This is a genomic window from Phenylobacterium sp., assembly GCF_004299445.1.
In the GTDB taxonomy this organism is placed as follows: domain Bacteria; phylum Pseudomonadota; class Alphaproteobacteria; order Caulobacterales; family Caulobacteraceae; genus Phenylobacterium.
The window spans coordinates 30,479-49,122 of record NZ_SCTC01000017.1 but is presented as its reverse complement, the minus strand read 5'-3'; the positions used below and the strand labels follow the sequence as shown (position 1 = coordinate 49,122).

At 69.1% G+C, this 18,644-nt stretch carries 20 protein-coding genes and 1 tRNA gene; 10 read left to right on the top strand and 11 right to left on the bottom strand.

What is annotated here, in order from left to right:
- Positions 1-20: 20 nt before the first annotated feature.
- The 4 genes from EPN98_RS04895 to EPN98_RS04880 all read right to left on the bottom strand — a co-directional run bounded on the left by EPN98_RS04895 (position 21) and on the right by EPN98_RS04880 (position 3,039).
- A complete protein-coding gene (locus EPN98_RS04895) occupies positions 21-1,160 on the bottom strand; it encodes a sugar-transfer associated ATP-grasp domain-containing protein (protein ID WP_293361089.1) in 1,140 nt (379 codons plus the stop codon).
- Positions 1,161-1,275: 115 nt separating this feature from the next.
- A tRNA-Gly gene (locus tag EPN98_RS04890) sits at positions 1,276-1,350 on the bottom strand.
- Positions 1,351-1,440: 90 nt separating this feature from the next.
- On the bottom strand, positions 1,441-2,196 hold the full coding sequence (locus tag EPN98_RS04885; protein WP_293361087.1) for a DUF6065 family protein: 756 nt from the start codon (positions 2,194-2,196) through the stop codon (positions 1,441-1,443).
- Positions 2,197-2,319: 123 nt separating this feature from the next.
- The gene (locus EPN98_RS04880) at positions 2,320-3,039 is read right to left on the bottom strand and encodes a PEPxxWA-CTERM sorting domain-containing protein (protein WP_293361085.1); all 720 of its coding nucleotides are present in this window, start codon (positions 3,037-3,039) and stop codon (positions 2,320-2,322) included.
- A 215-nt stretch (positions 3,040-3,254) separates the two neighbouring features.
- Here EPN98_RS04880 and EPN98_RS04875 point away from each other — a divergent pair, with 215 nt between their 5' ends.
- From EPN98_RS04875 to EPN98_RS04860, 4 genes are all read left to right on the top strand, one after another.
- Entirely contained in the window at positions 3,255-3,761 is a 507-nt protein-coding gene (locus EPN98_RS04875; RefSeq protein WP_293361083.1) for a YbaK/EbsC family protein, read from the top strand.
- A gap of 69 nt (positions 3,762-3,830) precedes the next feature.
- Positions 3,831-4,742: a co-chaperone YbbN gene (locus EPN98_RS04870; protein ID WP_293361081.1), complete on the top strand. Its 912-nt coding sequence runs from the start codon at positions 3,831-3,833 to the stop codon at positions 4,740-4,742.
- Positions 4,743-4,760: 18 nt separating this feature from the next.
- Positions 4,761-5,417 (top strand): LON peptidase substrate-binding domain-containing protein, encoded by a 657-nt coding sequence (locus EPN98_RS04865; protein WP_293361079.1) that lies wholly within the window; start codon positions 4,761-4,763, stop codon positions 5,415-5,417.
- A gap of 9 nt (positions 5,418-5,426) precedes the next feature.
- Positions 5,427-5,630, top strand: coding sequence for a Trm112 family protein (locus EPN98_RS04860; RefSeq protein ID WP_293361077.1), 204 nt, complete (start codon positions 5,427-5,429; stop codon positions 5,628-5,630).
- Between the two features lie 34 nt (positions 5,631-5,664).
- Here the strand turns inward: EPN98_RS04860 and EPN98_RS04855 are convergent, their stop codons facing one another.
- On the bottom strand, positions 5,665-6,912 hold the full coding sequence (locus EPN98_RS04855; protein WP_293361075.1) for a UbiH/UbiF/VisC/COQ6 family ubiquinone biosynthesis hydroxylase: 1,248 nt from the start codon (positions 6,910-6,912) through the stop codon (positions 5,665-5,667).
- 164 nt (positions 6,913-7,076) lie between these two features.
- Between EPN98_RS04855 and EPN98_RS04850 the strand changes: the two genes are divergently transcribed.
- From EPN98_RS04850 to EPN98_RS04840, 3 genes are read left to right on the top strand one after another with little or no spacing between them, the layout of a single operon-like run.
- Positions 7,077-8,189 (top strand): HlyD family secretion protein, encoded by a 1,113-nt coding sequence (locus EPN98_RS04850; protein ID WP_293361073.1) that lies wholly within the window; start codon positions 7,077-7,079, stop codon positions 8,187-8,189.
- A 4-nt stretch (positions 8,190-8,193) separates the two neighbouring features.
- On the top strand, positions 8,194-9,819 hold the full coding sequence (locus EPN98_RS04845) for a DHA2 family efflux MFS transporter permease subunit (protein ID WP_293361071.1): 1,626 nt from the start codon (positions 8,194-8,196) through the stop codon (positions 9,817-9,819).
- Positions 9,819-10,427, top strand: coding sequence for a TetR/AcrR family transcriptional regulator (locus EPN98_RS04840; RefSeq protein WP_293361069.1), 609 nt, complete (start codon positions 9,819-9,821; stop codon positions 10,425-10,427). The genes EPN98_RS04845 and EPN98_RS04840 overlap by 1 nt, the downstream gene beginning before the upstream one ends.
- Positions 10,428-10,462: 35 nt before the next feature.
- Here EPN98_RS04840 and EPN98_RS04835 read toward each other — a convergent pair whose 3' ends face one another.
- The 5 genes from EPN98_RS04835 to EPN98_RS04815 form a co-directional block, all read right to left on the bottom strand.
- On the bottom strand, positions 10,463-11,284 hold the full coding sequence (locus tag EPN98_RS04835) for an enoyl-ACP reductase (RefSeq protein ID WP_293361067.1): 822 nt from the start codon (positions 11,282-11,284) through the stop codon (positions 10,463-10,465).
- Between the two features lie 76 nt (positions 11,285-11,360).
- The gene (locus EPN98_RS04830; protein ID WP_293361065.1) at positions 11,361-11,537 is read right to left on the bottom strand and encodes an oxidoreductase-like domain-containing protein; all 177 of its coding nucleotides are present in this window, start codon (positions 11,535-11,537) and stop codon (positions 11,361-11,363) included.
- On the bottom strand, positions 11,537-12,742 hold the full coding sequence (fabB, locus tag EPN98_RS04825; protein WP_293361063.1) for a beta-ketoacyl-ACP synthase I: 1,206 nt from the start codon (positions 12,740-12,742) through the stop codon (positions 11,537-11,539). Before fabB ends, EPN98_RS04830 begins: the two co-directional genes overlap by 1 nt.
- 17 nt (positions 12,743-12,759) lie before the next feature.
- On the bottom strand, positions 12,760-13,284 hold the full coding sequence (gene fabA / locus EPN98_RS04820; RefSeq protein WP_293361061.1) for a 3-hydroxyacyl-[acyl-carrier-protein] dehydratase FabA: 525 nt from the start codon (positions 13,282-13,284) through the stop codon (positions 12,760-12,762).
- A gap of 145 nt (positions 13,285-13,429) precedes the next feature.
- Positions 13,430-13,897, bottom strand: a complete 468-nt coding sequence (locus EPN98_RS04815) for an SH3 domain-containing protein (protein WP_293361216.1) — start codon at positions 13,895-13,897, stop codon at positions 13,430-13,432.
- Between the two features lie 160 nt (positions 13,898-14,057).
- Here EPN98_RS04815 and EPN98_RS04810 point away from each other — a divergent pair, with 160 nt between their 5' ends.
- Together EPN98_RS04810 and EPN98_RS04805 are read left to right on the top strand one after the other, a co-directional pair.
- A complete protein-coding gene (locus EPN98_RS04810) occupies positions 14,058-15,044 on the top strand; it encodes a D-glycerate dehydrogenase (protein WP_293361059.1) in 987 nt (328 codons plus the stop codon).
- Positions 15,045-15,142: 98 nt separating this feature from the next.
- Positions 15,143-17,149, top strand: coding sequence for a S9 family peptidase (locus tag EPN98_RS04805; RefSeq protein ID WP_293361057.1), 2,007 nt, complete (start codon positions 15,143-15,145; stop codon positions 17,147-17,149).
- A gap of 43 nt (positions 17,150-17,192) precedes the next feature.
- On the opposite strand, the gene moeB is transcribed toward EPN98_RS04805, so the two are convergent.
- Entirely contained in the window at positions 17,193-17,936 is a 744-nt protein-coding gene (moeB, locus tag EPN98_RS04800) for a molybdopterin-synthase adenylyltransferase MoeB (RefSeq protein ID WP_293361055.1), read from the bottom strand.
- 65 nt (positions 17,937-18,001) lie between these two features.
- Here moeB and hslV point away from each other — a divergent pair, with 65 nt between their 5' ends.
- Entirely contained in the window at positions 18,002-18,553 is a 552-nt protein-coding gene (gene hslV / locus EPN98_RS04795) for an ATP-dependent protease subunit HslV (RefSeq protein ID WP_293361053.1), read from the top strand.
- Positions 18,554-18,644: the final 91 nt, after the last annotated feature.

The following is an 18,644-nucleotide window of genomic DNA, read 5'->3' as shown; positions in this document are numbered from 1 at the left end:
TGCGTCGCGTGACGGCCCCGCTACGCTTTGGTGGCAAGATGATGAGCCAGCAGCTCGCCGTAGCGGCCCCCGCCCAGCCCGCGCCGCGCGGCCCGTTGGGGCATCAGAACGCCGGGCTTGCCGTTGCCCTCGATCAGCAGGGGCCCCTCGGGCGTCATGGCGATGTCCCAGCCGATCAGCACGTAGTCGCCGAACGCCCCGGCGTGTGCGCGTACGGCCAGCGCCTTCACCTGAAGCCAGCCCGGCAGCTCACGGCCGACGATCGTCGCGCCCGTCGCGGGATGGGCGGCGTGATCGTCGCCACCGTACCCCTTGCACGCGACGCCCAGGGCCCCCGTCGCCAGGTCGACGGCGGCGATCAGGCCGCCGGCCTTCATGTTGTCGACGGCGGCGTGCTCGACCGAGGCGAAGCGGAACGTCGCGCTCACCACCTCGGGCCGGCCGACCTCGTCCAGGATGGTCACCACACGCACCGTAGGCAGGGCGTTCAGCGCGATGTCGGCGAGATCGGGGTGCGTCGCAATGCGCGGCTGCACCACCAGCGTCCCCCGCCGTCCGGCCAGCGCCCGGGCGATCGCCTGCGTATCGCAGCAGGTCCCCAGCAGCAGGACGCCGTCGCCGCCCTCGCCATCGGTCGGCTTGGCCACGAGTTCGCGCCCGGCCGGGTCGGCGTGGGACGTCAGCCGGCCATCGGTAGACACCGCCACGGTTTGCGGGTGGGGCAGGTCGGCGGCGGCGCATCGGTCATAGAAGGCCGCCTTGTCGGCGAGGGCGCAGCCGCGGGTCCAGCCCCGCGGGTTGATCTGCTTGTTCAGGCCGGCGTCCTCGAAGCGCCGGATGTAGCCGTCGAGGTCGGCGGCGGTCTGGATCCGGAAGAGCGCGATATCCTGCGGGTCTGCGAACCGGGCCCGGGCGATCGACACCGCCTGCCGCCGCCACGCGTCGTCCAGGCCGAACTTGCGCTGCACCTTGGCGGCGCGAAACGGGATCCAGGCGTGGAAGCCCAGGCCCACCAGCGCGTCCAGCGCCGCGCGCAGAGGTCCGCGCCGCGCCCGGCGCCGCGCATAGTGGGCGGCCAGGAAGGGGCCCGACGCGGGCGCGACAACGCCCGGATAAAGGGCGTAGGCCTTCTTGGCGAAGTAGAACCAGTCGTAGCCCATGGCGCGGCGATCCGTTGCGACGCGCCCGCCTAGCACCGGATTGTTACAGTCCGTCGTGCTCAGACGCCCGAGCCCGGCCCGGAGGGGCCGTTGAACGCCTGGATTGTCTGAAAATTGGAGCGGGCGAAGAGATTCGAACTCTCGACCCCAACCTTGGCAAGGTTGTGCTCTACCACTGAGCTACGCCCGCGCTCCGTAGGGGTTTTTGACGCCCCCAAATGCGAGAGGCGGCCTTATGGCAGACCGCTTTCGGCTTTGCAAGCGGGCTGCGGCGCTTGATTCAGCGACCGATGCGCGGGGCCTTCAGCCGGCGCTTGTTGACGTGGCCCTCGGGGGCCGCGGCGCCGGCCTCTTCGGGGAACTCGCCCTTGAAGTAGTAGCGCTGCCAGGCCTCCTTGGTGGCCTCGGGATCGCCCCGGAAGATCTTCTTGTTGAACTCCGAGCGGTGCTTTTCCCAGACGTCGTACTGGTGGCGAAGCTCGGGGTTGGAATCGAGCTGGCGGATCACCGGCTGGATCTCGTGAAGGGGGTGGTCCTGCAGCAAGGTGATGAAACAGAAGGGCTCGCCCTTCTCGAACCGCACCTTGCCGGGACGGGTGAAGAGCCAGTTCATCGTGAAGGGGAACGGCAGCCAGTCGGTCTCCACCACGCCGGCCAGGGGCTGGATGCCGTCCTTGACGTGGTTGGGCGTGCCCATGGCCATCATCGACCAGCCGGGCGGGGTGCGGAACATGTAGCCCACGTGGAACGTCAGCACACCGTGGCTGAAATGGCTGGAGACGTAGTGGTGGAAGTGCGGGTGCGGCCGATCGGGCGTGAGCTTGATGTCCTCCTGCATCAGCCCGCCGTTCCACTCGGCCGTGAAGCTGACGGGGCAGAGGATCTCCCAGCCCGAGGTGTTGGCCATGTTCAGCGGCAGGCACCGATAGGGGTGGCGGGCCAGGAAGTTGTCCATCCACGCGCGCGGCTGGCGGCCCGGAACGATCTCGGGCGGCGTCACGTCGCGGCTGACGGTCGGGTAGCATTCCAGTTCCATCGGGTCTCGCTCGGCTGGCCTCTGCGCCAAGACCCTTACGCGCCCGGCCCCGGACATGAAAAGGCCCCGCCTGCGTTTGCAGCCGGGGCCCTTCCGTTCAGCTATTGCTTGGATGTCGCCAGATCAGGCGGCGACCAGCCGGCGGCGCGAGCGCAGCATCGCGCCGGCCGCGCCGAAGCCCAGGATCATCATGGCCCAGGTGCCCGGTTCCGGAACCGCGGCCACGTTGCCCGCGAGTCCGTCGAACTCGAACGCGTCCGAACCGGACTGGAAGGTGATGGACGACACCTTGGCGCCGTTGAAGTCGTAGTAGACGCGGAAGCCCTTGGTGCGGTCGCCGTTGCCGAGCACGCCGTTGCCGCCCCAGATCGCATCGCCGGAGAACACCTGCGAACCGCCGTTGAGCAGGTGGAAGGTCACCTTATTGTAGCTGTCGGGCGAGCCCATGTAGAAGTTGAAGCTCTTCAGCACGTACCCGGGCGCAACCGAGAACGTCGACAGCCCGGACCCCTGCACGGACGCGTAGCGGGTCGGGTCGCCTTCATAGGTGTTGCCGCCCTGGCAGCAGACCGTGATCGAGCCGCCGCCCGTGTAGGGAGGCGGAGCGCTGTTGGAAACGTCGAAGTCGCCATCACCGTTTTCGGTGAACGGGCCCACGACATTGCCGGTGAACGTGGTGAGCGGGCTGTCGATGGCGTCGAAATCTTCGAGGATCACGCCCTCGTTGGTCGTGTAGAGCTGGTTGCTCACCGCCGACGAGACCACAATGGCGGCATTGGCGGCCGAGGCGGCGGCAAGCAGGCCGACGGCGGCCGACGCCGCGAAAAGCGTACGAAGCGTCATGTTCATCCCCGATAGCAAAACAGGCCCCGCACCCCGGGGACCTTCCCGTTAATGGTGTTAACCATACCTTCACCATTGTGGGTCGCCGAACCGGATTCGCCTGAAACGTGTTTTCTGGTAATTCCTCGTTATTCTTCAATAAGTTGATGCTTCCGAGAATCGCCGCAAGCTGTGCAGACTCTTCGCGTCGGTCACCATCTTGAGTATGGCGAGGCATGCAGACCCGCGCCGACCTCTTCGCCCTGCTCAACCGGCTGGGCGTGCCCCACCAGACCCTGGACCACCCCGCCGTGTTCACGGTCGGCGAGGGCGAGGACATCAAGGCGCGGATCCCGGGCGCTCACACCAAGAACCTGTTCCTCAAGGACGCCAAGGGCCAGCTGTGGCTGATCTCGGCGGAGGGCCACGCCCAGATCGACCTGAAGCGGCTGCACACCGTCATCGGCTCGGCGCGGCTGTCGTTCGGAAACGCCGAGCTGATGGCCGAGACCCTGGGCGTGACGCCGGGCTCGGTGACGGCGTTCGGCCTGATCAACGATGCTGAGCGGCGGGTGCGCTTTGTCCTGGATCGCACCCTGGCCGAGGCCGAGCTGGTGAACTTCCACCCCCTGACCAACACCGCCACCACCACGGTGACCCGTGAGGGGTTCCGGACGTTCCTGTCGGGCATCGGCGTGACGCCGATGGTGGTCGATTTCGCCGCAATGCGGGTCGTGAACTAGCGCCAGGCCTCGACGGCGCCCATTTTTGGCGCGAGTAGATTGAACGCTTCGACACAAGGATTTCCGGGCATGACCCTGATCGGGGGAACCCAAGGCCAGCCGGCCGCAACCCACGCCGGCGACCTCATCAAGGATACCACGGACGCCAGCTTCATGGCCGACGTGGTCGAGGCGTCGAAGGAGGTCCCGGTCATCGTGGACTTCTGGGCCCCCTGGTGCGGCCCATGCCGCCAGCTGGGGCCGGCGCTGGAGAAGGCCGTGGCCGCCGCCAAGGGCGCGGTGAAGCTGGTGAAGATCGATATCGACAAGAACCCCGCCTATGCGGGCCAGCTGCGGGTGCAGTCGATCCCGGCGGTCTTCGCCTTCGTCGACGGCCGCCCCGTGGACGGCTTCATGGGCGCGCTGCCCGACAGCCAGGTGAAGCAGTTCGTCGATCGCCTCGCCAAGCAAGGCGCCGGCGTCTCGCCCGCCGATGAGCTCCTGGCCATGGCCAAGGAGTCGCTCGAACTGGGCGATCCCGGCGGCGCGGCCCAGGCCTACGCCCAGGTGCTGCAGATGGACCCCACGAACGTGAAGGCCATCGGCGGCATGGCGCGGGTGCTGCAGCAGGCCGGCGACCTGGAGCAGGCGCGCGAGGTGCTGGAGCTCGCGCCCCCGGACGCCAAGGACCCCGACATCGACGCCGTGCGCGCGGCCCTGGCGCTGGCCGCCGAAGCGCCCTCGGAAACCGCCGAGTTCGAGCAGCGGCTGGCCCGGGACGCCGACGATCATGAGGCTCGCCTGGAACTCGCCAAGGCCTTGGCCGCTTCGGGCAAGATGCACGAAGCCGTCGACGAACTCATTGAAAGCATCGGGCGTGACCGCGAGTGGAACGATCAGGCCGCCCGCAAGCAGCTGCTGACCATTTTCGAGGCGGCCGGACCGATGTCCGACGTCGCCAAGCAAGGCCGTCGCAAGCTGTCATCCATCCTGTTCAGTTAGTCCTTAAGAAGGGGCTCCATGGCGCCCTACCGCACAGTGTCCGAACTGCCGCAGCTGATCCCGGTCTTCCCGCTGGACGGCGCCCTGCTGCTGCCGGGCGGCGAGCTGCCGCTGCAGATCTTCGAGCCGCGCTACCTCAACATGGTCGACGACGCGATGGCGGGCGACCGGGTGATCGGCATGCTGCAGACCCGGGGCGGGTCGCGCGCGCGGCCGATCCTGTCGCCCGTCGGGTGCCTGGGCCGGATCACCAGCTATGCCGAGACCTCGGACGGCCGCTACCTGATCACCCTCACCGGCCTCTGCCGTTTCGATACGGGTGAGGAGCTGGATCTTCGCCTGCCCTATCGCCAGGTCCGGGCGAAGTACGAGCGGTTCGGAGACGACCTGGGCGAGGACTCGGAGGCCGAGGTGAGCGCCGCCGCCCGCAGCCGCTTCGCCACGGCGCTCAAGCGCTATCTCAATCACCGCGAACTCGACATCGACTGGGCGACGGCCAACGACGCGCCGCTGGAGGCCCTGGTGAACAGCCTGTGCATGGGCCTGCCGTTCGAGCCGGCCGAGAAACAGGCGTTCCTGGAGGCGCCCGACCTGGCCGGCCGTTTCGAGGTGCTGACCACGCTGCTCGAGATCGACGCGTCCGATCCGGATGACGAGCACAACTCGCTGCAGTAGAGGGAGCCCATGAGCGAACCCGCACCCCTGCTTGCCGACGTCGATCCGCGCCTGCTGGAAGTCCTGATCTGCCCGGTGACCCACGGGCCGCTGACCTACGACCGCGACAAGGCTGAGCTGGTCAGCAAGGGCGCCCGCCTCGCCTACCCCATCCGCGACGGTGTGCCGATCATGCTGCCCGAAGAGGCCCGCGAGCTGGGCGAGGGGGAGTAGGGCGGAGGCCCGTCCCTCGCCTCGGGGAGGGAAACTAAAGCGCTTCGCCTCGCAGCAGCCGGGGCAGGTCGCCCACCGCGCCGCCAGCCTCCTGCATGAAGAACCGCCGGGCCGGGCCGATGCGATTGACCGCCGCCATGCCGATGCCGCGGACGGTGCGCAGCAGCGGGTGGTCGTTGGAGAACAGGCGGACGAACAGGTCCATGCCGGCGGAGAGCGTCACGGTGTCGAACCGCCGCCAGGCCGCATAGCGCTCCAGCACCACCTCCGAGCCGATGTCCTCGCCCACGCGCAGGGCGTCGACCAGCACCTCGGCGAGCGCCGCGGCGCCCTTGAGGCCCAGGTTCAGGCCCTGGCCCGCGATCGGGTGGACGCCATGGGCCGCGTCGCCCAGGAGGGCCGCGCGCGGCGCGACGAAGCGTTCGGCCAGCTGCAGGCTGAGCGGGTAGGTGAAGATCGGTCCCTCGACACGGATCTCGCCCAGGAAGTCGCCGAACCGGCGCTCGAGGTGGGCCTGGAAGATCTGCGGCCGCGCGGTCTTCAACGCCGCGCCGTTCGCCGGGCTCTCGGTCCAGACGAGGCTGGCGCGGTTGTCGGTCAGCGGCAGGATGGCGAACGGGCCGTCGGGCAGGAAGTGCTCGTAAGCGACGCCCTGGTGGCTCTGGTCCAGGCGCACGGTCGCCACCACGCCCACCTGAGGATAGTCCCAGCCGATGGCCCCGATCCCCGCAGCCTGGCGGATCACCGAGCCCCGGCCTTCGGCGCCGACGGCCAGCGGCGCGCGGAGCACCCGGCCGTCCTCCAGCGTCACCTGGGCCTCGCGCGGGGTGAACGCGGCCTTGGCCACCCGGGCGGGCGCCAGCACCTCGATCCCCGCCTCGGCGATGGCCGCGGCCAGGGCGGCGCGGACGTGGCGGTTCTCCAGCAGATAGCCCAGCGGTTCGCCGTCGGACCGGTCGGCGATCTCGTCGGAATCGAAGCGCAGGAAGAACGGTGGCGATCCGCCGGCGGCGGCGCCGGGCGTGGTGTTGTCGGTGACCAGGATCTGCTCGATGCGCTGGGCGTGCGGCTCCAGCGCCGGGGCGAGGCCCAGCGCCTTCCACTGGCGGAACGCGGCGTAGGCGATCGCCCAGGCGCGGCCGTCGAACGTCGGGGCCAGCTGGACGTCGAACGGCATCGGGTCGACCAGCACCGGCGTCAGCCCGGCCCGGGAGAGCGAGAGCGCCAGCGTGGCGCCTGCCACGCCCGCGCCGGCGATGATGACGTCAACGTCCTGGCTCATGCGGCGGATAGGCCATGAACCCGGCGCGCCGTCCAGCACGATGACAGGCCTCTGCGGATAAAATGGACGAGTTCGTCCATTCTTCACTTGTCGGTAACAGGACCTGCGCCTATTTCGGGTTTGTCGATGGACGGTGGCGTCCAATTTTCCCGAGTGGGGCATTCATGGCCGGTATTCCGAAGGGCCGTCTGGTTCCGATCGCGGCGGGCGGCGTGGCCGCTGTGGCCGTCGCCGTGGGCGGCGGCATGTGGTGGATCGATCGCCAGAGGTACGAGACCACGGACAACGCCTTCGTCGGCGCCGACAAGGTGACAGTGGCGCCGCTGGTCGACGGTTACGTCGCCGAGGTGCTGGTCGACGACAACCAGGCCGTCCGCCCTGGCCAGGTCCTGGTGCGCATCGACCCGGCCACGCTCAAGGCCCGCCTGGCCCAGGCCGAGGCGAACGCCCAGGCCCTCGAGGCCGCGGTCTCGGCCGTGGACGACAAGGCGCGCCTCGAACAGGCGATGATCGCCCAACGGGCGGCGGCCGTGGAGAGCGCCCACGCCCAGGCCAGCTGGGCCGACGGCGAGCTGAAGCGCTATGGCGCGCTGGCCCAGCAGGGCTGGGTGTCGCCGCAGCGCGCGCAGACCGCCCGCAACGCCCAGGAGCAGGCCCAGGCTGGCGTCTCCCAGGCCCGCGCGGCCCTGGAGGCCGAGCGCCGGGCCGCCCAGTCGCTGGGCTCGGCCCGGGAGCAGAGCCTGGCCCAAGCCGCCGCCGCCCGCGCCGCCGCCGAACAGACCCGCATCGACCTCTCCCGGACCGAGATCCGCGCTCCGGTCGCCGGCGTCGTCGGCGCGCGCGCCGTGCGCGTGGGCCAGTACGTGCGGCCGGGCGGGGCCCTGATGAGCATCGTGCCCCTGGCCGACGCCTACGTGGTGGCCAATTTCAAAGAGACCCAGGTCTCGCGCCTGCGCATCGGCCAGCCGGTGGAGATCCACGCCGACGCCTTCGGCAAGGAGTCGATCAGGGGTCACGTGGCCAGCTTCGCGCCGGCCACGGGCGCCGAGTTCGCGCTGATCCCGGTGGAGAACGCCGTCGGCAACTTCACCAAGATCACCCAGCGCTTGCCGGTGCGCATCGCCATCGACAAGGACCAGAAGCTGGCCGGCGGCCTGCGACCGGGGCTGTCCCTGAAGGTGAAGGTGGACGTGACCCGCGACACCGGCCCCTCGTTCGCCGAGGCGGGCGCGACCGCGGCCCCCGCGCAGTACGCACGCCGGGGCGCGGCGCAGTAGTCCCGTGACCGACGCGGTTCTTCATCCCGAAACCACGCGGGCGCGAACGCCCGACGCGCCCGCGATGCTGGGCGCCGACGGCAGCACCGTCGATTGGGTCAAGGTGTTCCTGGGCTTCGGCGGGATGGTCATCGGCCAGTTCATGGCCATGCTCGACATCCAGATCGTGGCCAGCTCGCTGGTCCAGATCCAGTCGGGGATCGGCGCCACGGCCGACGAGATCAGCTGGGTTCAGACCATCTACCTGCTGGCCGAAGTCGTGGTCATGCCCCTGACCGCCTATCTGACCAAGATGTGGGGCACGCGGTCGTTCTACGTGGTCGCGGTGGTCGGGTTCATCTTCACCTCGGCGGCGGTCGGGCTCTCGTCGTCGGTGACGGCGATGATCTTCTTCCGGGCCCTGCAGGGCCTGTTCGCCGGGGCTATGATCCCGCCGGTCTTCGCCACCGCCATGACCGTCTTCCCGCCCGAGCGCCGGGTGACGGCCAACGTGATCGTGGGCCTGATCGTCACGCTGTCGTCGACCATTGGCCCGACGCTGGGCGGCCACCTGACCGACCTCCTCAGCTGGCGCTGGCTGTTCTTCATCAACATACCGGTGGGCGCGCTGGTGATCTTCCTGGTCGGCCGCTACGCCAACTTCGACAAGGGCGACCCCAGCCTTTCCAGGGGCATCGACTGGTGGGGGCTGGGCCTGATGGCGGTGTTCCTGCTGTCGATGCAGTACTGCCTGGAGGAGGGGAACTCCGAAGGCTGGTTCGACGATCCGGTCATCCTCTGGCTGACCGTCACCGCCGCGCTGACAGGCGTCGCCTTCATCTGGCGCCAGCTCGTCTACTGGCAGCCGATCGTCTCGCTGGCGCCGTTCCGCGACCGCAACTTCTCGCTGGGCATCGTCATGACCTTCGTGACGGGGGTCAGCCTGTTCGGCGGCACCTTCCTGATGCCGATCTTCCTGGGACAGGTGCGTGGCTTCTCGTCGGCCGAGGTGGGCAACACCATGCTGGTCACCGGCGCCACCATGTTCCTCTCGGCCCCCATCGCGGGGCGGCTGGTGCGTCTCATGGATCCGCGCGTCGCGATGATCATGGGGTTCTCGCTTGCCGCGTGGGGAATCCAGCAGGGCGTGCGGGTCACGGACCAGTGGGGCTTCGCCGAGTTCTTCCTCCTGCAGGTCGCCCGCGGCCTTGGCACCATGGTGGCCATGATCGCCGCCCAGCAGATGAGCGTCGCCTCGCTGCCGGTCACGATGATGAAGGACGCCTCGGGCCTGATAAACCTGGTGCGCAACGTGGCCGGGGCGATCGGTCTGGCGGTGCTGAGCACCATCCTCAGCCACCAGGGCGCGGTCCACTACATGGACCTCGCCAGCGCCGCCTCGATGGACAACGCCGCCAGCGCCGGCCTGATGGACGGGCTTACCCAGATGATGGGCGCCAGCGGCGCGCCCGACCCCGACGGCATGGCGGCCAAGGCCATGAGCCTGATGATGCGCCGTCAGGCCTCGGTGTTGAGCTTCGGGGACGCGTTCGCCGCGCTGGCGATGGGCTGCTGGTTCGCGGTAGGGCTGGCCTTCTTCGTGAAGCCGGTGTCGATCGACCCGGCCAAGCAACAGGGCGGGGGCCACTGATGCCGCGCGTGGCGGGCCAGATCGACGTCTCGAAGAACGAGGCGATCCTCGACGCTGCGATCGAGGTGATGGCCGAGCGCGGCTTGAGCGCTTCGCTGGAGGAGATCGCGCGGCGCGCCGGGGTCTCGAAGCAGACGATCTACAATCACTATGGCGGGAAGGCCGAACTGGCGCGCGCGATGTCGGAACGTCGGGCCCACGAGATTGGCGAGGTGCTGGCTGCCCCGGGAGCGGTGGAGGCGCCGGAGGAGACGCTGGCCGCCTATGGGCGCATCCTGCTGAACGCGGTGCTCAACGCCCGCGGCATGGCGATCTACCGGATGGCGATGCTGGCCTCCACGACCATGCCGGACGTGGCCCACGCCATCTACGAGGCCGGCCCCAGGGCCAGCCGCCGCAGCCTGGCCGACTTCCTGCGCCTGGAGAACGCGGCCGGGCGCCTGTCGTGTCCCGACCCGCTGGAGGCGGCGGAGTTCTTCGGGGGCATGGTGCTGGGCCGGTTCCAGACCGCGGCCCTGTTGGGCCAGCCGGTCGACCTGACCGACGCCGAGATCGAGCGCGTCGCGTTGGAAGCCGCCACGCGCTTCATGCGAGCCTACGCGCCCTAGACGAGCCTCCCCCGCTTCGGGTGGTTCCGGTCGCCCTAGGCTTCGCTCTCTTCGTCGTCGGAGAAGCCCATGATGTGGAAGCCGGCATCGACGTGGACGACTTCGCCGGTGGTCGACCTGCCCAGGTCGGACAGCAGCCAAAGCGCCGCGCCGGCGACGCCTTCCATCGACGTGTCTTCCTTCATGGCCGACAGCGAGCGGCCCTTGGCCAGCATGCCACGACCGCCAGAGATGCCCGCCAGCGACAGCGTCTTCATGGCCCCCGGCGACAGCGCGTTCACGCGGATGCCCTTCGGCCCCAGGTCGCGCGCCGCATAGCGGGTGGCGGCCTCCAGCGCGGCCTTGGCCACGCCCATCGTGTTGTAGTTCGGGATCGCCCGCTCCGAGCCCATGTAGGTGAGAGTCACGATCGAGCCGCCGGTCTCGGGCATCAGGGCCGCCGCCCGCCGGGCGCAGTCGACGAAGCTGAACGCCGAGATGTTCATCGCCCGCAGGAAGCCCTCGCGGGTGGTGTTGTCGACAAAGCTGCCCTTCAGCTCGTCCTTGTTGGCGAAGGCGATGGCGTGGAGGAAGAAGTCGATCTGGCCGAAGGTGTCGGCCACCTTGCCGAAGGCCTCGTCCATGGCCGCGTCGTCGGTGACGTCGGCGGGCGCGATCAGCTTCGCGTTCACGCTCTCGGCCAGCGGCGTCACGCGCCGCTCCATCCCCGGCAGGTGCAGGAAGGCGAGCTCGGCGCCCTGGGCGGCTAGCTGGCTGGCGATGCCCCAGGCGATGGACTGGTGGTTGGCGACCCCGGTGATGACGCCCTTCTTGCCCTTCATCAGGGTCCCGGTCGGCATCTGATAATCGTCGGCCACGTCGTGGTTCTCCCTCGTTCGTTTCCCTCCCTTAATGGGGCGGGAGAGGCTGCGCCAGCGGCCAGCATGCTTCCGGCTAGGGGGAGGGAAAGCGCTTCAGCACTTCCTTTGGATCGTGCCCCAGCGCCTCGACGCGCTGTTCCCAGCGCTCGAGGGCGTCGTAGTAGTAGTCGAAGATGCACGGGCAGCAGCCGCGCTTGCAGCACTCGTAGTCCTGCGGCTTGTCGGGCGGCCGCGGGATCTCCCCCGCCACTAGGCCCGCGCCATCACCAGGCAGCCGTTCGTGCCGCCGAATCCGAAGCTGTTGCTCATCACCGTTTCCAGCGGTTTGTCGATGCGCTGTCGGACGATCGGCATGTCGGCGAACGCCGGGTCCAGGTTCTCGATGTGGGCGCTCTCGGCTGCGAAGCCGTTGTTCAGCATGAGCAGCGAGTAGATCGCCTCCTGCGCGCCAGCGGCGCCCAGGCTGTGGCCGGTCAGCGACTTGGTCGACGAGATCAGCGGGGCCTTGTCGCCGAACACGGCCCGGACCGCCTCCATCTCCTTCACGTCGCCCACCGGGGTGCCGGTGCCGTGCGGGTTCAGGTAGTCGATCGTGCGGTTGTCGGGGTTGGCCAGGCGCATGCAGCGCGCGGCGCCCTCGCCCGACGGGGCCACCATGTCGAAGCCGTCCGAGTTGGCGGCGTAACCCACGATCTCACCGTAGATCTTGGCCCCGCGCGCCTTGGCGCGTTCGTACTCTTCCAGCACGACGATCCCGGCGCCGCCGGCGATCACGAAGCCGTCGCGATCGGCGTCATAAGCGCGGCTGGCGACCTCCGGCCGGTCGTTGAACTTCGACGCCATGGCGCCCATCGCGTCGAACAGCACCGACAGCGTCCAATCCAGCTCTTCCGTGCCGCCGGCGAACACCACGTCCTGCTTGCCCATCAGGATCTGCTCGTAGGCCGAGCCGATGCAGTGGGTGGAGGTGGCGCAGGCCGAGCTGATCGAGAAGTTCAGGCCGCGGATCTTGAACCAGGTGGCCAGGGTGGCCGACGGGCCCGAGCTCATCGCCTTGGGCACCGCGAACGGACCCACGCGCTTGGGGCCGCGGGTCTTCGCGGTCTCGGCCGCCTCGATGATCGAGCGGGTGGACGGGCCGCCCGAGCCCACGATCAGGCCTGTGCGCTCGTGGGAGACTTCGGCCTCTTCCAGGCCCGAGTCCGCGATCGCCTGTTCCATGGCGATGTGGCTGAAGCCAGTGCCCTGGGCCAGGAACCGGGCGGCGCGACGGTCGACCATCGCCTCCCAGTCGATGCGCGGCGGCGCATGCACCTGGCAGCGGAAACCCAGGTCGGCGTACTCGGGCGCGGCGGTCACGCCCGACTTCGCCTCGCGCAGGGAAGCCAGGACCTCATTGGTGTTGTTGCCGATGGACGAGACAATGCCCATCCCGGTCACGACGACGCGGCGCATCAGTCCGTCTCCTCCAATCAGACCCGTTCGCTGGGCTTGAAGAGGCCCACGCGAAGGTCCTTGGCCTCATAGATGGGCTTTCCGTCGGCGAGGAGAACCCCGTCGCCGATCCCCATAACCAGTCGACGCAGGATCACGCGCTTCATCTCGATCTTGTAGGTGACCTTCTTGATGTCAGGCGTCACCTCGCCGAAGAACCGGACCTCGCCCGATCCCAGGGCGCGACCGCGGCCCGGCGCGCCGTTCCAGCCCAGGAAGAAGCCGACCAGCTGCCACATGGCGTCCAGGCCCAGGCAGCCCGGCATCACCGGGTCGTTGATGAAGTGGCAGGCGAAGAACCAGAGGTCGGGATGGATATCCAGCTCGGCCTCGACGTAACCCTTGCCGTGGGGGCCGCCGTCCGCGTTGATCGTGGTGATGCGGTCGAACATCAGCATCGGAGGCGCCGGCAGCTGGGCGTTGCCCGGGCCGAACAGCTCTCCGCGCCCGCTGGCGAGCAGTTCCTCGTAGCTGTACTGGCCCTTGGGCTGGAAGGCGGTCATCAACGATTGTCCTGCGGTCCGACAGAGGGGGCGGGCCTAGCACGCCCGAGCGCGTTCCGCAAAAGCGGCCGCCGGCTCGGCAAAGAGAGCGCGCTCAAGTCTTTGAACTAAAACCCAATTTCTTTGGGAATCGGGAGCGGTCGCGTCACCGGCACTGCGGCGGGTCGGCGGTTCCCCAGAGGGCGCCCTGGCGGGACCAGCCCGAGGCGCCGTCGGCCTTGACCTTGCACCAGCCCTTCTCGCAGCGGTCCAGAGCGGCCATCGCCCGGACGTTGAGGAACGCCGCAGCTTCCGCCCCCGCCTTGGGCTTCCGGTAGAGGGGCGCGGGACGGTTCTGAAGGTTGATCACCGCGCGCCGGCCGTCGGTCACGCGCTTGTGCACCCAGGCCAACCCGCCTTCGGGATCGCACACACGCCGCCACTCGCTGGTCTCGGCCACCACCTGCACCGGCAGGCCCTTGGTGCGATAGACCCACAGCAGGCGATGGTCGTCGCCGGGGCCGGCGCGGGCGTTCACCTTGCCGAACTTCAGCGTCACATAGCGCGGCACCGCATAGCCGGATGGTGTCGGCCGGTCGGCCGCCTGGGTCGCGGCGGGCCCCGCGAGGATCATCGCGGCCAGCACCCCGCTCGTCAGCGCCCTTGCCCTAGAGGTACTCAACCCGTCGCCTCGCCTTGGCCGTGCGTGGCCCCCCTGCTAAGGGTTCCGCAATTCAGCGCGCCGCGCCCCTCAGATCGAGGCGGACGTCGCCCGACCTTTTTCCCGTAGGCACATGCCGACCCGCAAGCCGAAAGTCATCGTCACCCGCAAACTGCCGGATCCGGTCGAGACCCGGATGCGGGAGCTTTTCGACACCGAACTCAACATCTCCGACGAGCCGATGAGCCGAAAGAACCTCATCGATGCGGTCGGGCGCTGCGACGTTCTGTCGTCCACGATCACCGACAAGATCGACGCCGGCCTGATCGAGAAGGCCGGCGAGCGGCTCAAGCTGATCGCCAACTTCGGCGCGGGCGTGGATCACATCGACGTGGCCGCCGCCAACGCCAGGGGCATCATCGTCACCAACACGCCGGGCGTGCTGACCGAGGACACCGCCGACCTGACCATGACCCTGATCATGGCGACGCTGCGGCGGGTGATCGAGGGCGCCAACGCCGTGCAGTCGGGCGAGTTCACCGGCTGGGCGCCCACCTGGATGCTGGGCCGCCGGATCACGGGAAAGCGGCTGGGGATCATCGGAATGGGCCGGATCGGCGCCTCGGTGGCGCGCCGCGCCAAGGCGTTCGGCCTGCAGATCCACTACCACAACCGCAAGCCCGTCAGCCACGTGGTCTCGGACGAGCTCGAGGCGACGTACTGGGACAGCCTGGACCAGATGCTGGCCCGGGTGGACATCGTCTCGGTGCATACGCCGGCCACGCCCTCCAGCTACCACCTGTTGTCCGCCCGTCGGCTCAGACTGCTGCAGCCCCACGCCGTGGTGATCAACACCGCCCGCGGCTCCATCATCGACGAACAGGCGCTGGCCGACCTGCTGGCCGAGGGCAAGATCGCGGGCTGCGGCCTCGACGTCTTCGAACAGGAGCCGCGGATCAATCCCAAGCTGCTCAAGCTGCCCCAGGCTGTGCTGCTGCCGCACATGGGCTCGGCCACGGTCGAAGCGCGCGTCGACATGGGCGAGAAGGTGATCATCAACATCAAGACCTGGATGGACGGCCACCGCCCGCCCGACCGCGTCCTGCCGCAGATGCTCTGACGGCGCGCCGTTCGTCGCGCCTCAGGCTCCGACAGATTGACGTTCGCCCGCTGCCAGAGACTATTCCGTAACCGAGTTACGGGGCTTCCCGCCGCCTTATGCTGACCCGCCGTTCGATGATCGCCGTCGGAGCCGCCGCGCCCGCGCTGGCGTCGGCGGCGGCGCGCGCGCAGGGCGCCGAACCTACGCCCCCCAGCATCGACGAGCTGCTCCAGGCGCCCCACGTCCACGACGCGGCCATCTCGCCCGACGGCGAACAGCTGGCGATCCTGCGGACCCAGGTGAAGGACGGCAAGACCACCGCCTATGTGGCGCTATCGAAGATGTCGGATCTCGCGGCCCAGCCGGCGATCGCACTGATCGGCGAGCAGGACGTGCGCCAGATCGAGTGGGCCAACGACGAGCGCCTGCTGATCTGGATCACCTTCTACCGCGACGAGAAGGGCGCGCCCTACGGGGTCTGGTTCTACAACACCTTCGTGCCGATCCCCGTGCGCCGCGTGATCTCGGTCGATCTCAAAGGCCAGGACTCGGTGATCATGTTCGCGGGCGCCAAGGGCCTGCTGAAGCAGGGCTTCGACACCAGCCACGTCGTCGACTTCCTCAAGGACGACCCGCGCGCGATCCTGATGCAGGCCTGGAACGACAGCCGCGGCAGCTACGGGCTCTACAAGGTCGACGTCTACACGGGCGAGGCGACGCTGATGGAACAGGGCGGGGTCGCGACCCAGTCGTGGCTCACCCAGGGCGGCGTGCCGATGCTGCGGATGGACGCCAACGCCCGCGGCACCATCGGCTGGGTCTATGGCCGCGCGCCAGGCGAGACCGAGTGGAAGCTGATCCGCAAGTCGCGGCTCAACGAGATGAAGAAGCTGCCGGATTTCGACGTCGTGGCGCCCACCCAGAAGGCCGGCGTGTTCCTGGTCTGCCAGCGGATGGACGGCAAGGACACCAGCGTCATCCGCACCTTCGACATAGCCAGCCTCGACTTCGGCGAGGTGATCGCCGAGCGGCCCGGCCGCGACCTGCAGACCGCCTTCGTGGACGAGAGCCTGCGCTACGTAGGCGGCGCCTACTGGGACGACCGGCTGAACTACCAGTTCAACGACCCGTCGCTGGGCGCGCATTTCCGGGCGATCAACAGGGCGCTCAAGGACAGCTGCAACGTCGAGCTCTACGACATCGATCTCGACCACAAGCGCCTGCTGCTCAAGGTCAGCGGGCCAACGGAGCCGGGGTCGTTCCAGGTCTATGACCGCCAGACGCGGGCGCTGGAGTACGTGGGCCACGCCAAGCCCTGGCTGCGGCCGGAACGCCTGGCGAGCACCGAGGCCATCCGGGTCAAGACCCGCGACGGCGCCGAGATCACCAGCTACCTGACCACGCCGATCGGCGTCGCCAAGGGTCCGCGCCCGATGGTGGTGTTGCCGCACGGCGGGCCTGAGATCCGCGACTACCTGGACTACGACGTCACGGTGCAGGCGCTGGCGGCCCGGGGTTGGCTGGTCCTGCAACCCAACTTCCGCGGCTCGGGCGGCTACGGCAAGGCGTTCGCCGAGCTGGGCCGCCGCCAGTGGGCCGACCGCATGCAGGACGACGTCGAGGACGCGGTGGCCCAGGTCATCGCCTCGGGCCGCGCCGATCCGAAGCGGCTGGCGATCTGCGGGGCCAGCTACGGCGGCTATGCGGCGCTGATGGGCGCCGTGCGCCAGCCGTCGATGTACAAGGCTGTGGTCTCGATCGCCGGCGACGCCGACCTGATCGAGGCGCTGGCTTTCTCCCGGCGCGAGGACGGCGCGGACAGCCCGGCCTACGCTTACTGGTGCGGCTCGATGGGCCACCCCAAGACCGACCAGGACCTGCTGGTGCGCGCCTCGCCCGCCCGCCGCGCCGCCGAGATCACCGCGCCGGTGCTGCTGATCCACGGGACCGAAGACACCATCGTCGACCCCCGCCAGTCGCGCCTGATGGCCAAGGCCCTCAAGGCCGCCGGCAAGACCTGCGAACACCTCGAGATCAAGGGCGAAGGCCACCGCAACTGGTCAGACGAGACCTGGAAGACGATCCTCACCCAGATGACCGGGTGGGTGGGGAAGTACATCTAGGTGTCGCCAGTCGACGCCCTGCGCCGCGCGCGGATGTGAGTATCTAGTGGGCGCTCCCGCACACCGGACACTCCGGATCGCCAGCCACGCGCACCGTCCGGGTCTCGGCGGAGAGGGCGTCGTAGATCAGCAGCCGCCCGGCCAGCGGCTCGCCGGCGCCGGTGATCAGTTTCACGGCCTCCAGGGCCATCATCGAGCCGACCACGCCCGCCAGCGCGCCCACCACGCCCACGGCGGTGCAGGTCTCCGCGTCGGGCGGGATCTCGGGCACAAGGCAGCGGTAGCAGGGCTTCCGGCCGAACACGCCCACCTGCCCCGTCCAGCGGCCGATGGCGCCCGACACCAGGGTCTTGCCGTGGCGCACGCAGGCCTCGTTCACGCAGAACCGCACGCCGAAGTCGTCGGTGCCGTCCAGGACCAGGTCGACGCCCTCGACCAGCTCGTCGGCCGTCCCGGCGCTGAACGCGCCGTTGAAGCCCGCCACGAACACATGCGGGTTCAGCGCGTGGAGCCGGTCGGCGGCGGCCTCCACCTTGGGCCGCCCCAGGTCGTCGGACTGGTAGATCACCTGCCGCTGCAGGTTCGAGACATCCACCTCGTCAGGATCGGCCAGGAGGATCGTGCCGACGCCCGCGGCCGCCAGGTACAGCGCCGCCGGAGCGCCCAGCCCGCCCGCGCCCACGATCAGCACGCTGGCGGCCTTGAGCTTCTGCTGGCCCGGACCGCCCACCTCGCGCAGCACGAGGTGCCGCGCGTAGCGTTCGATCTCGTCATCCGTGAAGCTCATTTGCGCAAAGACCTCGCAGGGGCGGGCACTTGACCTCACCGGGCAGTGTCCTCACATCGGCCCGGATGGCAGATAACTCAAGCTTTCCAGACTGGCACGGCACCACGATCCTGGCGGTGCGCAAGGGCGGCAAGACCGTCGTGGCCGGCGACGGCCAGGTCTCCATGGGCCCCACCATCGTCAAAGGCACGGCGAAGAAGGTGCGCACGTTGGCCGGCGGCCGGGTGATCGCGGGCTTCGCGGGCTCCACCGCCGACGCCTTCACGCTCATCGAGCGGCTGGAGGCCAAGCTGGAGCAGTATCCCGAGCAGCTGGCGCGCGCCTGCGTCGATCTTGCGAAGGACTGGCGCACGGATCGTTACCTGCGCCGCCTGGAGGCCATGCTGATCGTGGCCGACAAGGATCAGATTCTCACCGTCACCGGGGTCGGCGACGTGCTGGAGCCCGAACACGGCGTGGCCGCCATCGGCTCGGGCGGCAACTATGCGCTGGCCGCCGCCCGGGCCCTGGTGGACGTCGAGGGCCTGGACGCCGAGGAGGTCGCCCGCAAGGCCATGGCGATCGCCGCCGACATCTGCGTCTACACCAATGGGAGCCTGACGGTTGAGGTGCTCTGAGCGTTCCAGCGCCCCCTCCACCCCTTCGGGGTCCCCCTCCCCCATTGCATGGGGGAGGAACTCGAGCGGATCGATCGCTCCTAGTTCCTCA